We start from the raw sequence: 15,027 nt of genomic DNA, 5'->3' as shown, positions 1-15,027 counted from the left end.
GAGGAGGAGTTATTTTGCAATCCACGCCGAGGAGAACTCATTGTTCCCCAACGGTGTCTGGAGATAGCCGTTCACGTTGGCAGACAGAGCAACAGCAAATGGCGTTTCATAGAGGAACAGAAGCGGGGCCGCATCTGCATAGATTTCCTGCATACGCTTATATTGCTCACTGCGTTTTTCAGGATCGATCTCGGTATTGGAGGCCTCAAACAGGGAGTTGAACTCCGCATTGTTCCAGCCAGTTCCAACTGCTTTGCGGGTTGGGTAATAGCCCAGCCAGCCTGCAACCTGTGCCGGATCATTGACGTCGTTCACCCAGCCATAGGTATGAATGTCGAACTCGCCGGAGCGGTTCTTCGCACCGCGGGTCGGGTTATCAACCTGCTCCACTTTCACGTTGACGCCAATAGCGCCCCACATCTGCTGGATGGCTGCAAACAGAGTTGCATCATCAGAAGAGCCTGCAAGTGTGGTCAGCGTGATTTCAGCCCCTTCAAGACCTGATGCAGCTGCCAGTTCTTTCGCCTTGGCAACGTCATATGGGTAAAGCGGACCGCCATCATGTGCCAGCTGAGTTGTCGATGCCATCAATGGGGATGTCATGGACTTGCCAGTGCCGTGCGTGATCAGCTGAACCAGCGCGTCTTTGTTGATGGCATAGTTCAGCGCCTGACGCGCCTCTTTGGTCGCCATTGGGTTTGGAGAGCCATCTGCCCGGGTTTCACGAGAGTTGATCGGGCTGTAGATGATACGGGTGGATGGATACAGCTCCATGTTGATTGCAGGATCTGCCTTCAGCTCTGCTACGCGAGAGAATGGCACAAATTCAGCACCGTTCACTTCACCTGCCTGCAACTTCAGAATACGTGTGGCATCATCCGGAATCACGACGAAGCTTACTTCATCCAGATACGGCAATGGCTTACCATCTTCGCCCTGACGCCAGTAATGCGGGTTGGCGGAGAAGGTCATGGTACTGCCGCGTGTGCGGTCCTTCAGCGTGAATGGACCGGAAACCGACGTGCCCGGAGCGAAAAGAGTCGTTGCTTTTTCTTGATCATTGGCTCCTGGTGCAGCCTCAAACGCGGCCTTGGACACGATCGCGGTGTTGAAGGTCGCCAGAATTGAGATGATGGTCGGGTCAGGGTTCTTCATGGCGAGCGTCACGCCATTGTCGGTCTCAGTGATGCTTTCAACAGAGCCCAGAAGACCGGACCATGGACCGAAATCAGGGTTGGTGGCGCGCTCCAGCGAAAACTTTACATCAGCTGGTGTAATTGCAGAACCATCGGAAAATTTGATGCCGTCGCGCAGGGTGATGGAGATGGTTTTACCATCTGCAGAAACCTCATAACCGGAAGCAAGGCCTGGAACGATGGTTTTGCCATCTGCCTTGGTGCGGAGCAGGGTATCATAGAGGTTTGTGACCATCCAGATATCCGGGTTCCGGTCTGCATAGACTGGATCAACCAGATTGGAATCATCATAGCGGGCAAAGGTGAGCGTGCCACCACGTTCCACGGCCTGAGCCGAATTGATGGCGAGCATCGACACGCCTGCAAGCGCGGCAATCAACAAAGTCTTCATGATAGTCCCCTCAATTGATACACGCCGGACCTGCTTATTATTTTATGATGCATGGTGGCGTGCAGGTGGTGGCCTCTCCCAAAAATTCCATTAGCCACCGGTGATATATCAGTTTTATCTCTGATATATCTCTATTGGCAAGAGGCAAAACTCAGTAAAGAAGAATTTTCATGACAACAAATCTATTCGGGGAGATAGTTTAGAAGTGAAATATTGCTAAAATTACAGTTTCACTGAGAGAAACTTGCGCCCATTCCTCCTAGGAAGCTTGGAGGTATTCTAACAATCTCGGAGCCAAACTATTGATGTATTCTGGAATGATGCTCTTAAAACGCGAAAACGCGGCGCAGGAATATTTTTCCAACACCGCGTTAAAAATGAAGCTCATTCATTGAACTGAGGGATATTTCCCCTCACGCAACCTGTTTTGGTGCAGCCTTTTGAAAGGCTTCAATCTGCTCTGTTTGCTCGAAAATAGCACTGATGCGTGTGAGGTGAGAGCGGTCCACGCCCCAGCGATCCGCATTGTAAACCTGCGGCACAAGGCAGATATCAGCCAGTCCCACCTGATCCCCATGACAGAACTTACCGCTCTGCCCATCTGCCAGCATCTGCTCAAAAGCATCGAGGCCTTTGGCGATGAACTCACGCATCCAGTCAATTTTGACCTGATCGTCTCCGCCAGCGAGCTCTACAATGCGCTGCACCACACCCAGATTACAAACCGGGTGAATGTCCATCGCGATTGCATGAGACAGCGCGCGGACGCGGGCCCGTTCGCGGGCGGTGGATGGCAACAGGGCAGGGGCTGGGTGCAGCTCATCCAGATATTCGATGATGGCGAGCGACTGGGTCAGCATATCGCCGTCCAGATCCAGCGACGGCACAAAGCCTTGCGGATTGCGGCTCAGGTTTTCATCGGCCTTCTGCTCGCCTTTGAGCAGATTGACCGTGACCATATCGTAGGAGAGCCCTTTCAGGTTCAGTGCGATGCGGACCCGGTAGCTCGCGGAAGAACGCCAGTAATCATATAATTTTATGTTGCTCATCGTATTGGCGCCCCCTCCCAGAGCTCAATTCATGATCTTACGCGTATCCTTCTCCGAGGATCTGTTCCCAATTTTTGGGGGATACGCTTTAGGTCCGGTCGGCAGCCTCGGCACTCATTTCCCCAATAAGCCCCTCTGCATTTTTCTGAACTTTTTCCATCAAAGACAGCAGAACGGCCTGTTCTTCAGCGGAAAGGTTCCCAGTCAGTGCTGCTTCCACATCCCGGACCAACGGAATGACATCGTTGAACACGGCAAGACCTTTTTCGGTCAGACGCAGGACGGATTTACGGCGGTCCTCTCCGTCAATATCGCGGCGCAGGAACTCCTTTTTGCGGAGAGCCTGCACAGCGCGACTGACATTCACCTTGTCCATACTGGAGCGTTCAACAATCTCAGAGGCGGACAGCGCTTGATTGCGACCCAGAATTGCCATGGTGCGCCATTCGGAGACGCTGAGGCCGTACCGTTCCCGGTAAACACTTGAGACAGCAGTACTAACGGCAGTGCCAAAAACACGGACCTTATAGGGAAAGAACGACCCAAGCTGGAAGTCTTCCTTGTCCATCGTGTTGTTCGCAGTCACCATCATCACGTCTCGTTGGTTTAAAATGAAACTATTGCACACTCATACTTGCACAATCATCCTGATAGTATCAATTGCAACTATATGTCAAGGGCATGATCAGTGCCTCTGATATATATCCAAAAGTAGAATAATCAGCTATTTTTAGCCATTTTGCAGCATTTTAGCCCGCTTTCTTACGCTTAGGGAATTTGTTTTGGCGGAAAATGTTATTGACAAAGTTACAAGTGAAACTATTCTGAGATTAGATAAATTACAGATTGCCTGAGTCTGGGAGGACCAGCAGGTGATCTTCAATTGCCAAGGATGTGTTATGACGAGTTGGATCGAGAGTGCGAACGCACCGCACTGCCATTTCCCAATCCAAAATCTTCCCTACGGCGTGTTTGCCAAAAACGGTGAAGAGCCACGTTGTGGTGTTGCGATCGGTGACATGGTTGTTGACATGGCTGTGCTGGAATCTGCCGGCCTTCTCAAAGCGGGCGCCGCCACTACAGTTTTCGATAAGCCAACTCTGAATGCCTTCATGGGCCTTGGCAAAACATCCTGGGACAGCGTTCGCGAGCAGCTGACATCGCTGTTTGCGAAAGGCGGCAATGACGCGCTTTCCGGCAACGATACGCTGAAAGCAAAAGCGCTGGTGCCAATGAGCGCTGCGCAGATGTACCTGCCTTTTGCAGTTTCTGAATACACCGACTTTTACGCCGGCAAGCAGCATGCCATGAACATTGGCACTATTCTTCGCGGCGCTGAGAATGCACTACCACCAAACTGGTTGCATATCCCAATCGGATACAATGGCCGCGCCTCAACGGTCATTGTATCCGGTACAGATATCAAGCGCCCTCTGGGTCAAACTAAAGCGCCAACGGCTCAGGTGCCTTCTTTCAAAGCCTGTGCACGCCTCGACATCGAGCTGGAAATGGGTGCGGTTGTTGGTACGCCAAGCACTATGGGTCAGCCGATCACCGTGCAGGAAGCCGATGATATGATCTTCGGTTATGTGCTGCTCAACGACTGGTCCGCACGCGACATTCAAGGCTGGGAATATCAGCCGCTTGGTCCGTTTCAGGCGAAAGCATTTGCGACCTCCATCAGCCCGTGGGTTGTGACGAAGGCAGCACTGGAATCCTTCCGCACCAGCACACCAGAGCGTGAGAAAGAACTTCTGCCTTATCTCAATGAGCCGGGTCCGATGATCTACGACATTGAGCTGCAGGCCTACATGCAGCCAGAAGGCGCTGACAAAGCGACTTTGCTCTGCCACACCAATTACAACCGCATGTACTACTCTGCGGCACAGCAGCTGACCCACCACGCCATTGGCGGCTGTAAAATGAACACGGGCGACCTGCTCGGCTCCGGCACCATTTCCGGTGCGGACAAGGCTGAGTTTGGTTCCCTGATGGAACTCACATGGGGTGGCAAAGAGCCGATCACTCTGGACAGCGGTGAAAGCCGCACGTTCATCGAGGATGGTGACACCCTGACGCTGACAGGCTGGGCACAGGGCGATGGCTTCCGCATCGGCTTCGGCGAATGTACCGGCAAAATTCTGCCAGCTCCAGATTTCAAAGCATAATTTAGGATAGTGACGATGGCTAAAGCATTTGCATCCAGTGGCGACATGGAAGCCAAAAAGATCTCCTTCACCGAAGTTGGACGCGATCTGTATGCGTTCACCGCTGAAGGTGATCCAAACACCGGCGTTATCATTGGTGATGACAGCGTCATGGTGGTTGATGCGCAGGCAACCCCTGTCATGGCTCAGCTCGTGGTAGATAAAATCCGCGAAGTCACTGACAAGCCGATCAAATACGTAACCCTGTCTCACTACCACGCAGTGCGCGTGCTGGGTGCTTCCGGTTACGGCGCTTCAGAAATCATTGCCTCTGAAAAGTGTGATGGCATGATCTATGAGCGCGGTCAGGAAGACTGGGACTCCGAGTTCGGTCGCTTCCCACGCCTGTTTGATGCAGCGGACTCCATTCCGGGTCTTACGTGGCCAACTATGACCTTCAAAGACCGGATGACCATCAACATGGGCAGCCGCAAGGTTGAGCTGATGCATCTGGGCCGTGCCCACACCGCTGGCGACATCGTTGCATGGGTTCCGGATGAAGGCGTGATGTTCACCGGTGACATTGTTGAGTACCACTCCGCTTGTTATTGCGGCGACGGTCACTTCAAAGATTGGGGCAACACGCTCGACGCAATCAAAGCCTACAATCCAGACGCAATTGCACCGGGTCGCGGTGATGCGCTTGTAGGCAAGGAAATGGTCAATAAAGCGATTGAGAACACCCGCGACTTTGTTGAAAGCACCTACAAGCCAGCAGCCCGCGTTGCCGTTCGTGGTGGCTCTTTGAAAGAAGCATGGGATGCTGTGCGCGCAGAATGCGATCCAAAATTCGCTGACTACGCAATCTACGAGCATTGTCTGCCATTCAATGTCGCACGCGCTTTTGATGAAGCCCGCGGCATCGACACCCCACGCATCTGGACCGCCGAACGCGATCAGGAAATGTGGGCAGCATTGCAGGGCTAATATGAATGAGCTGAGGTGAGGATGTCCAAGATCCTCCTCACCACCTTTCCCCCTTCAAGGGATAAAGACCGCAAAGCTCAAACAAATTCGAGGTGGAAGACCTAAAGAGAGACGACAGGAAACTACAGAATTTGGGTCACTCGCAACAGAGCGAATGCATCCAAGAAATAGAAAATACTGGCTCAAGGCAACACCTTGAGTTCTTGTCTCTCTCAGCATTTTGGTAGCGTTTATCCTGAACACCAATTTTGCTGGCCCCTTCCACCTTCAATACCGCAGGCGAAAGCCACCCCATATGCGTCAGGGCGCCGGATGGACCCCAAGTTCCAGCCGGCTCTCCAAAGTTGATTGATGTTTTGCCGGATGCTGGCTGAGGCATCACACTTGCTGGGAGGCAGCGTATGACGAAAAAAAAGATTTTCGAAGTTCCGCTTTATCCATATGTCCGGTCGCCGGATCAGGATGCGGGAAAGGCAGTGCGCCATAAGGTTGTTGTGGTGGGAGCAGGCCCGATTGGTCTGGCTGCAGCAATTGAACTGGCTATGCAGGATGTTGAAGTTGTTGTTGTTGATGACAACGACAAGGTGAGCTGGGGCTCCCGCGCGGTTTGTTATGCAAAGCGCCCGCTGGAAATCCTCGATCGCATCGGATGCGGTGACCAGTTTGTCGACAAAGGCGTTCAGTGGAATGTGGGCAAGGTCTTCTTTGACGAGCGTCAGGTCTACCAGTTTGACCTGTTGCCGGAAGACGGTCACAAGCGTCCGGCTTTCATCAACTTGCAACAGTATTACTTTGAAGAGTATCTGGTTGACCGGGTTAAAGAACTTCAGGCCCAAGGCAAGCCTATCGAGATCCGCGGCAACAACAAGGTTGTCTCCGTTGATCAGGGCAGTGACTTTGCAACTGTTGAGCTGGAAACACCGGAAGGCAACTATTCCGTCGAAACCGACTGGGTGATCGCCTGTGACGGGGCTGCCTCTCCAATCCGTGCCATGATGGGTATGGATTTCGTAGGCCGCATCTTTGAAGACAACTTCCTGATTGCTGACGTGGTTATGGAAGCGAACTTCCCGACAGAGCGCTGGTTCTGGTTCGATCCGCCTTTCAACCGTGGTCAGTCCGCTCTTCTTCACAAGCAGCCAGACAATGTGTGGCGCATCGATCTCCAACTTGGCTGGGATGTCGACAAGGAAGAAGAGAAGAAGCCGGAAAACGTCATTCCACGCCTGAAAGCCATGCTGGGCGAGGATGTGAACTTCGAGCTTGAGTGGGTTTCCATCTACACCTTCCAATGCCGCCGCATGGAACAGTTCCGCAAAGGCCGAGTGATCTTTGCTGGTGACAGTGCTCATCAGGTGTCTCCGTTTGGTGCCCGTGGTGCGAACTCCGGCCTGCAGGACACAGACAACCTGATCTGGAAGCTGAAGCTGGTGATGGACGGTACGGCACCAATGAGCCTGCTGGACACATACGATGAAGAGCGTGTTTTTGCTGCTGAAGAGAACATTTTGAACTCTTCGCGCTCCACTGACTTCATCACGCCGAAATCTGCGATCAGCCGTGTGTTCCGCAATGCTGTGCTGGACCTTTCCGAGGCTGCCGAGTTTGCCCGCCCGCTGGTCAACTCCGGTCGCCTGTCCGTTCCGGCCACTTATGACGGGTCTTCTCTGAACAGTGATGATTGTGCTGGCATGCCAGTGCGCTCCCGTCCGGGCTCTCCGGCAGCAGATGCACCAACGGCGAATGGCTGGTTGCTGGATCAGATGGGCAACAAATTTCAGTTGCTGGCAATCAACACGGATGTGCCGGACACTATCGATGTTGGCGGCGTGACCATCTCTGCCCTGCGCGTGAACGCGACCGACGAGATCAAGGATCGTTATCTGGGAGACAAGTCTTCCGCTGTTTATCTGATGCGCCCGGACCAGCACGTTGCTGCCCGTTGGGAGACCTATGACGGTGCCAACGTCGCACAGGCCCTGAACCGCGCTATCGGCATTTTTGAGCAGGAGGCCGCACAATGAGCCATCTGAGTACAAAAGCAAACATCGCCAAACCGGACGAGTTTTATCACGATCTTCTGGTTCTGCATGAAGGACGTTCTGAAGAGGAAAGCGAAGCGCTCAACGCCAAGCTGGTTCTCATTCTTGCCAACCACATCGGGGATGCAAGTGTTCTTCGTGAAGCAATGGACCTGGCTTCCAAAACACAGGCCAGAATACAGGGAGGAGGCGAGGCTTAGTCGCCTCGGTTAGAGTCTTATGAAAATTGAGCAAATTCACCACGTTGCCTACCGTTGTAAAGACGCAAAAGAGACCGTTGAGTGGTACACCAAAAACCTCAACATGGACTTCGTACTGGCCATTGCAGAGGACAAGGTTCCTTCCACACACGAGCCTGATCCGTACATGCATCTGTTCCTTGATGCAGGCAACGGCAACGTGCTGGCGTTCTTTGAACTGCCAACCAAGCCGGAAATGGGCCGTGACGAGAACACACCAATCTGGGTGCAGCACATTGCCTTCAAAGTGAAGGACCGTGAAACTCTGATCGAGTTTAAAGAGCACCTTGAAGGCAACGGCATTGATGTGCTGGGCGTGACAGATCACTCCATCTTCCACTCCATTTACTTCTTCGATCCAAACGGACACCGCGTCGAGCTGGCGTGTCCGGATCCGGCAGAAGAAGAGAAGCTCAAGCGTCTCGATGCTGTGAAGTGGGACATGCTGGAAGAGTGGAGCCGCACCAAGAAAGCGCCAAAACACGCTGACTGGCTGCACGCAAAAGAACTCGGCAAAGCCTAGGATTAGGACTGCCTGAAGAATGGGGACTGGGAGGTTCCCGTTCTTCACCCAACAAAATGATTTTATTGGTATCTTTAGGGAGGGAGCCATGGAATTCTTGAAGACGAAAGTTGCTCGCCGCACGCTGCTTGGCATGGCAACAGCTGCCATGTTGGCGCCAACTGCATTTGCAACCGCTGCTTACGCAGAAACCAAGCTGGTTCTTTCCAGCTGGCTGCCACCACGCCACCCGATTGTGGTCAACGCAATCAAGCCCTGGGCAAAGGAAGTTAAGAAGGTTACCGATGGCCGCGTCTCTGTGCGCGTTCTGGCGAAATCTGCTGGCGCTCCACCTGCGCACTTTGACATGGCGGCAGATGGTGTTGTCGACATCACCTACGGTCTGCATTCCTTCACCAAGGACAACCGTTTCCAGCGCTCCCGCATCGGCCAGTTCTCCTTCCTTGGAGATGACGCTGTTTCCGGCTCAAAAGCATTTTGGGATGTTTACGCAAACGATCTGGATGCACAGGCAGAGCACAAAGGTACCAAGGTTCTTGGCCTCTTTGTTCACGGTCCGGGCGTGTTCCATAACAACGTGCGCAAGCTGAACACTCCAGCAGACATCGAAGGCCTGAAGATTCGTGTTCCGGGCGGTTACATTGCTGATCTGGCAAGCGACCTTGGCGCGTCGCCGCTGTTTATGCCATCTGGCGAAGTCTACGAGACCCTGTCTCGCGGCATCATCGACGGTGTGACCTTCACCTATGAAGCGTTGACCGCGTTCAAACTGCTGGACCACGTCAAATACTCCATGCGCGTTCCAGGCGGCATCTACAACACCACATGGTTCCTCGTGATGAACGAAGGCAAGTGGGACGGTATTTCTGCTGAAGATCAGGCTGCCATCATGGCAATCTCCGGCGATGCTTTTGCTGAGCGTGTTGGCAAGGCATGGAACGGTGCGGATGAGAAAGCAATCGAGCGTATCAACAAAGCTGGCATCGAAATTTATGATGCATCTCCTGAAATGGTTGCGGCCATCAAGGAAAAAGCTGCTGCCTATGAGACCGAATGGGCAAAGGCTGTTGCAGAAGATGGCTTTGACGGCACTGCTGCTCTCAAAAAATTCCGTAAATCTACAGGCGTAGAAAAGTGATCGGGTCTAACAACTCTTCAGGGGGCGCATCGCGGGTGCGCTCCCTCGCTAACCTCATTGAGCTTGGCCTTGGAATATGTTGCGCGTTACTCCTCGCGGGTCTGACTGGCCTTACAGTCGTTGATGTTGTTGGCCGTTACTGGTTCAACGCTCCTGTTCGCGGTGCTTTTGAGATCACCCAGCTGATGCTTGGCGCTCTGGTTTTTACAGCTTTGCCGCTGACAACCTCTCGTAAAGAACATGTTGAAGTGGACATGATCTACGGCATGGTTCCTCCGGTCATGCAGTCTCTGATGAAGGGCATTGCCTGGTCTGTTTCCACTGTCACGCTCCTGATCCTCTCCTGGCGGCTAGCTGCACACGCAGAACGCCTTATGGAAGATGGAGCCGTCACCAATGCTTTGGACATCCCATTGGCACCCCTTGCCTGGATCGCTGCTGTCTCTGCGCTGCTGAGCGCCGGTTACACATTCGTATTCTTCAAAAAAGCATTCCGCAGAGGTTTTTAAAGTCATGTTCGAATCCCTTGTCGGCTTTGCAGCTCTGCTCGTCCTCATTTTCCTGCGTGTGCCAATCGCCTTCGCTATGATCTTTATCGGGGCGGCTGGTTTTGCGTGGCTGCGTGGTTGGTCTGCCACATGGTCTGTTGTCAGCTCCGTTGGGTTTGAAACCAGCCTGTCTTATTCGCTCTCCGTTGTTCCGCTGTTCATCCTCATGGGCAACCTGCTCACCATCTCAGGTGTAAGCCACGGCCTTTATGCTGCTGCAAACCGCCTGTTGGGCGGCGCGCGCGGAGGCCTTGCTATGGCATCAGTTGTGGCTTGTGGCGGGTTCTCAGCTGTTTGCGGATCGTCTCTGGCGACAGCGGCCACCATGTCCAAAGTGGCCATGCCGTCCATGCGCAAGTACGGTTATGCAGACAGCCTGGCCTCTGGTTCCATCGCCGCTGGCGGTACGCTTGGGATCCTCATTCCGCCATCTGTTGTGATGATCATCTACGGCCTGCTGACGGAGTCCGACATTGGCAAATTGTTCGTCGCTGGTGTCATTCCGGGTATTCTGGGGCTTCTGCTTTACATCGGCGCCATCTATGTCGCCACTTTGATCAACCCGTCTCTCGCACCCAAAGCTGAAGGTGCTGAACCATTCACCCGCAAAGAAAAGCTCGGTGTCTTTGCTGTGCTCGGCCTGTTTGCTGTGATCATGGTTGGCATTTATGGCGGGCTCTTCACGCCCACCGAGGCTGCTGGTATCGGCGCTGGAACGGCATTCCTGATCGCGCTGCTGATGGGTGGCATGACCATTCGAAATCTCTACCAAGCCATGCTGGAGAGTGCCCGCACCACGGCCATGATCTTCATGATCATCATTGGCGCGGAAGTGTTCTCCAACTTCGTAAACTTTGCTGGCCTGCCGGACACGCTGGCAGAATGGGTGCTGGAGCTTGAAGTTAACGCCTACATGGTCATCCTCGGGATCGTGCTCATCTACATCATACTTGGCTGTGTGCTGGAGAGCCTCTCCATGATCCTGCTGACCGTACCGGTGTTCTATCCGCTCATTCTGGAGTTGGACTTTGGCACAGAAGTGCTGAACGATCCGGAAGCCGTGCTCATCTGGTTTGCAGTCATTGTGGTGGTAGTTACCGAGATAAGTCTGATCTCGCCACCGGTCGGGCTCAATGTTTTTGTGCTGCGCAACGTCCTACAGGATGTCAAACTTTCCACAATCTTCAAGGGCGTGTTCCCATTCTGGGTATCCGACCTTGTACGCCTCGCGCTGCTGATCGCGTTCCCGTGGTTCTCATTGTGGCTCGTTGGAGCCATGTAACCACACCGGATCTGAGATCAACGAAAAAAGGGAGGGCACCAGCTCTCCCTTTTGGCATTTTAGGGCCGCGTACTCATCTCGCATCCTAACAAACGCACGAACGGGCAATTAACCTGCAAGGCCCATAGTAGCTGCAACCATAATAAGGCTGAGGGTTTCATGGCTCTTAACATCGCCATTATCGGGGCTGGCCCAACCGGGCTCACTGCTGCGATTGAGCTCAAGCGTCGCGGCATAATTCCAACTATATTTGAAGCGCGCAACTGTCTGGGTGGACAGTGGGCCTATGAGGTTCTCACAGACGAACCCGTTGATGTGCGTGATCCGCAAAGCCAGAGCGTCTATTCTGCAATGTACCCCAAGCTTTGGGCCAACCTGCCCAAACGCGCCATGCAAATCAGCGATTACAAGCTGCCGGAAGACTTACAATTGTTTCCGGGCCGCGTGGATGTGCTGGATTACATCGACGCCACCGCCAGAGAAGCAGGTATCCAGCCGCTCATCGAGTTCAACACACCGGTCAAGCACGTTGCCAAAGCAGGCGATGGCTGGCGCGTGAGCACTGAAGGCACGGAAAAGATCTTCACCCACGTGATTGTTGCAACCGGTAAGGACAGTTACCCCAACATTCCAGAGATCGATGGATTGGATCGTTTTGAAGGACCTGTCACCCATTCCCAGTCGTACCGCCTGCCTAATCTTTATGACGGCAAACGTGTTGTCTTGATTGGAGCCTGTGTCTCTTCAGAGGATATCTCGCTGGATCTGAGTCCGCATACTGAGCAGGTGTATATCTGCGGTACGTTCCCCCCAAATGGACACAAATGCTATGTCCGCGACGGACTTTACGGGCAGGGGCTCAATATCAGCCAGCATGCACGGCCAGAGCGTATTGAGGGTCGTAAGGTCTACCTGCAAAACGGCGAAGTCCTGCACGATGTGGATGATATCATCCTGTGTACAGGATACATTTATAACTTCCCCTTCTTGAAAGGCTCGTTGGATGACATTGAACTAAGCGGTTGCTCCATGGGGCCGCTTTACCTGAACATGTTCTACCCTGCAGATCCCACCCTTATTTTCCTCGGCCTGCCGCGGTTTACAGTCCATTTCGCCAACATTCATCTGCAAAGCATTTACTGCGCAAAGATCTTAAATGGTGAGTTGGATCTACCACCTTCCGATGAGATCAAACGGGAAATCGCCAATGGTGGTTGTGTCCTGCAAAAGAATCCAGCCAATCTGGAAGAGTACCACAACAGCGTATTCGAGAGCTTTACCAAGCTGAGCGACATGACCGGAGAGCCTGACCTAGATTGGAGGACCTTTTTAAACACGCTCAACGATCATAAACGCCAGTACCAACAAAACTACCGTCTTCACCCCTTCACCTACGACCTGAAGGAATAGAGCAAAACGGTCTTTCTGATCTGCTGCAAACATTGCAACTCACCACTTGCCTTTATGCGATTCGTATACGATATGTATATAAATCATATAAAGGGCCATTTCCATGGGCATTGTAAAAATCTCTGATGACCTGCATGAGGAAATCAGAAAAGCGAGCACGGTCATGTCTCGCTCCATCAACGCGCAAGCAGAATTCTGGATCAAAATGGGCATGTTGGCAGAGTTGAACCCAACACTGAGTTACACAGAACTGGTTCAACAACAGCTCAAAGCTTGCAAGGTCGCTCCCCCAGAGGTGATCGAGACATGAGCGCGATCATCATCAAAAACGCCGATGAAATCGCCCTGATGCGCCAGTCCGGCAAACTTCTCGCGCAAGTCTTCAAAATGCTGGAAGACGTTGTGAAGCCCGGTGTCTCTACCCTTGAGATCAATGACCGGGTAGAAGATTACATCGTCAACCAACTGCAAGCCCGCCCAGCCAGCAAAGGCCAGTATGGCTATAAGTTCGCGCTCAACTCCTCTATCAACGAAGTTGTTTGCCACGGCATACCTGATCAAAACCGCAAGCTGACAACCTCAGATATCATCAATGTAGATATTACATTGGAGAAGGATGGCTTCATTGCAGATTCCAGCACCACCTTTGTGATGCCCGGCGCCTCCCGTAAAACACAAAAGCTGGTCAAGACCACTTATAAGGCTATGTGGGCTGGCATCAAGGAAGTCCGCCCCGGCGCAAAACTGGGCGATGTGGGAGCAGCTATCCAACAACTGGCAGAAAAGGCCGGCTACTCAATCGTGCGCGATTACTGCGGCCATGGCATTGGCCGCGACATGCACGAAGGCCCTTCCGTGATGCACTTCGGCAAACGAGGCACTGGCGTTGTGCTGAAAGAGGGGATGACCTTCACCATCGAGCCCATGGTCAATGCAGGTACAGACCTCACCGTTACCAAAGAAGACGGCTGGACAGTAGAAACCCTCGACCGCAAACCCTCAGCCCAATGGGAACACACCGTATTGGTGACAAGCGACGGCTTTGAAGTACTGACACTGCGGGATGGGGAGAAGGTGCCTGAGTAGGAAGAGCTGGGCTCTCTCTTTCCCCCTATGGCAGTTCTCAAAAGAAATCGAAACGTCCCTGCAAGCATTGTTCACCTGCAAGGGACGTTTTGGAGTATCAGTGAACCGCCAGCCTATGCCAGCTCAGGCTCAGCTTTGGCTCGCTGTGTTGCATGAAGAGTACTGCGTTTGTATTGCTGCCAGTCCTCGGCGTAATCACAGTCCAGATACTCTTCGAAATAAGGGCCACCATAGGTGTAGTGAACAAGGGCAGCCTCTGGGTTGTATGGATAATCCTCGACCAGATGGTTCCAGACAAGCGGCAGAGAACCTATCTGCTTGTCATCTCCAAGCCATTTGAACTGATGCAGTTCGAGGCCTGACCGAGTGTTCACATACTCAGGTGTCAGCGCTTTGCACTTGGCATTATTGAACATCATAACGCTCGACCAGTTCTTCTTCTCATATTTGGACTGGACGTTATTGAGGAACTTCGTGTCACTCACTGGCGTGTAATCATGCTTGCAACACATCACTGCGTAGTCGTCATCACGCATATTCCAAAGCTCTGCGATATCTTTTCGCACGATCATGTCGCAATCCATAAAGATCGACCAGCCTTCATAATTGGACAAATACGGCGCCAGAAAGCGGCTGAATGAGAACTCGGTGGATTGAAGAGGATGCTTCTCACGCTTGAAGATACTGCGTACGTTATTCAGAGCAATGGGCGTGATGGAAAGTGGAAGCGACGAGTTCTCTATTATGCTTTGAACAAGCACATGATAGGCAATCGTTTCATTGGAATCATAACCGATGAATATTCGAACACTCTCTGACATTTTGCGAACCACCATTGAACTGAGTAAAGAACCCGATAGAATTGATGGTGCAATTAGTAAGAAAAAATGCAGATTAATAAATCTGTCAGATCTTGTTGTATGTATTTGTTGTGTGACTTGTATTAATGCCATGAATTATTTGAATAATTCTAGACTTTGCTAGAAGCT

15 protein-coding genes are annotated in these 15,027 nt (G+C 52.5%); 11 read left to right on the top strand and 4 right to left on the bottom strand.

Annotated elements, in window-relative coordinates; translation table 11 throughout:
* Window positions 1-9: 9 nt before the first annotated feature.
* The 3 genes from PsW64_RS05275 to PsW64_RS05265 all read right to left on the bottom strand — a co-directional run bounded on the left by PsW64_RS05275 (window position 10) and on the right by PsW64_RS05265 (window position 3,228).
* The gene (locus PsW64_RS05275; protein WP_063302931.1) at window positions 10-1,587 is read right to left on the bottom strand and encodes an ABC transporter substrate-binding protein; all 1,578 of its coding nucleotides are present in this window, start codon (window positions 1,585-1,587) and stop codon (window positions 10-12) included.
* A 413-nt stretch (window positions 1,588-2,000) separates the two neighbouring features.
* Window positions 2,001-2,636: a maleylacetoacetate isomerase gene (gene maiA / locus PsW64_RS05270; RefSeq protein WP_063302930.1), complete on the bottom strand. Its 636-nt coding sequence runs from the start codon at window positions 2,634-2,636 to the stop codon at window positions 2,001-2,003.
* Between the two features lie 88 nt (window positions 2,637-2,724).
* Window positions 2,725-3,228, bottom strand: a complete 504-nt coding sequence (locus PsW64_RS05265; protein WP_063302929.1) for a MarR family winged helix-turn-helix transcriptional regulator — start codon at window positions 3,226-3,228, stop codon at window positions 2,725-2,727.
* A gap of 307 nt (window positions 3,229-3,535) precedes the next feature.
* Between PsW64_RS05265 and fahA the strand changes: the two genes are divergently transcribed.
* From fahA to map, 11 genes are all read left to right on the top strand, one after another.
* Entirely contained in the window at window positions 3,536-4,804 is a 1,269-nt protein-coding gene (gene fahA, locus PsW64_RS05260) for a fumarylacetoacetase (protein ID WP_063302928.1), read from the top strand.
* Between the two features lie 15 nt (window positions 4,805-4,819).
* A complete protein-coding gene (locus PsW64_RS05255) occupies window positions 4,820-5,770 on the top strand; it encodes an MBL fold metallo-hydrolase (protein WP_063302927.1) in 951 nt (316 codons plus the stop codon).
* Window positions 5,771-6,171: 401 nt separating this feature from the next.
* Window positions 6,172-7,794 carry an FAD-dependent oxidoreductase gene (locus PsW64_RS05250; RefSeq protein ID WP_063302926.1) on the top strand — a complete coding sequence of 541 codons (1,623 nt, stop codon included), beginning with the start codon at window positions 6,172-6,174 and terminating at the stop codon, window positions 7,792-7,794.
* Window positions 7,791-8,012, top strand: coding sequence for a DUF2783 domain-containing protein (locus PsW64_RS05245; RefSeq protein WP_063302925.1), 222 nt, complete (start codon window positions 7,791-7,793; stop codon window positions 8,010-8,012). Before PsW64_RS05250 ends, PsW64_RS05245 begins: the two co-directional genes overlap by 4 nt.
* 19 nt (window positions 8,013-8,031) lie before the next feature.
* Window positions 8,032-8,574 carry a VOC family protein gene (locus PsW64_RS05240; protein ID WP_057461348.1) on the top strand — a complete coding sequence of 181 codons (543 nt, stop codon included), beginning with the start codon at window positions 8,032-8,034 and terminating at the stop codon, window positions 8,572-8,574.
* An 88-nt stretch (window positions 8,575-8,662) separates the two neighbouring features.
* The gene (locus PsW64_RS05235) at window positions 8,663-9,712 is read left to right on the top strand and encodes a TRAP transporter substrate-binding protein (protein WP_063293428.1); all 1,050 of its coding nucleotides are present in this window, start codon (window positions 8,663-8,665) and stop codon (window positions 9,710-9,712) included.
* 35 nt (window positions 9,713-9,747) lie between these two features.
* Window positions 9,748-10,221 carry a TRAP transporter small permease gene (locus tag PsW64_RS05230; protein ID WP_057461350.1) on the top strand — a complete coding sequence of 158 codons (474 nt, stop codon included), beginning with the start codon at window positions 9,748-9,750 and terminating at the stop codon, window positions 10,219-10,221.
* A gap of 4 nt (window positions 10,222-10,225) precedes the next feature.
* A complete protein-coding gene (locus PsW64_RS05225; RefSeq protein ID WP_063302924.1) occupies window positions 10,226-11,542 on the top strand; it encodes a TRAP transporter large permease in 1,317 nt (438 codons plus the stop codon).
* A gap of 159 nt (window positions 11,543-11,701) precedes the next feature.
* The gene (locus PsW64_RS05220) at window positions 11,702-12,952 is read left to right on the top strand and encodes an NAD(P)-binding domain-containing protein (RefSeq protein WP_063302923.1); all 1,251 of its coding nucleotides are present in this window, start codon (window positions 11,702-11,704) and stop codon (window positions 12,950-12,952) included.
* A gap of 103 nt (window positions 12,953-13,055) precedes the next feature.
* Window positions 13,056-13,262: a ParD-like family protein gene (locus PsW64_RS05215; protein ID WP_057461352.1), complete on the top strand. Its 207-nt coding sequence runs from the start codon at window positions 13,056-13,058 to the stop codon at window positions 13,260-13,262.
* Complete coding sequence (gene map / locus PsW64_RS05210; protein WP_063302922.1) at window positions 13,259-14,038, top strand: type I methionyl aminopeptidase; 780 nt, start codon at window positions 13,259-13,261, stop codon at window positions 14,036-14,038. The genes PsW64_RS05215 and map overlap by 4 nt, the downstream gene beginning before the upstream one ends.
* A 113-nt stretch (window positions 14,039-14,151) precedes the next feature.
* Here map and PsW64_RS05205 read toward each other — a convergent pair whose 3' ends face one another.
* Window positions 14,152-14,859 carry a glycosyltransferase gene (locus PsW64_RS05205; RefSeq protein WP_063303113.1) on the bottom strand — a complete coding sequence of 236 codons (708 nt, stop codon included), beginning with the start codon at window positions 14,857-14,859 and terminating at the stop codon, window positions 14,152-14,154.
* Between the last annotated feature and the right edge of the window lie 168 nt (window positions 14,860-15,027).

This window comes from Pseudovibrio sp. W64 (assembly GCF_001623145.1).
Classification (GTDB): Bacteria; Pseudomonadota; Alphaproteobacteria; order Rhizobiales; family Stappiaceae; genus Pseudovibrio.
This window is presented reverse-complemented; position numbering and strand designations above follow the sequence as displayed.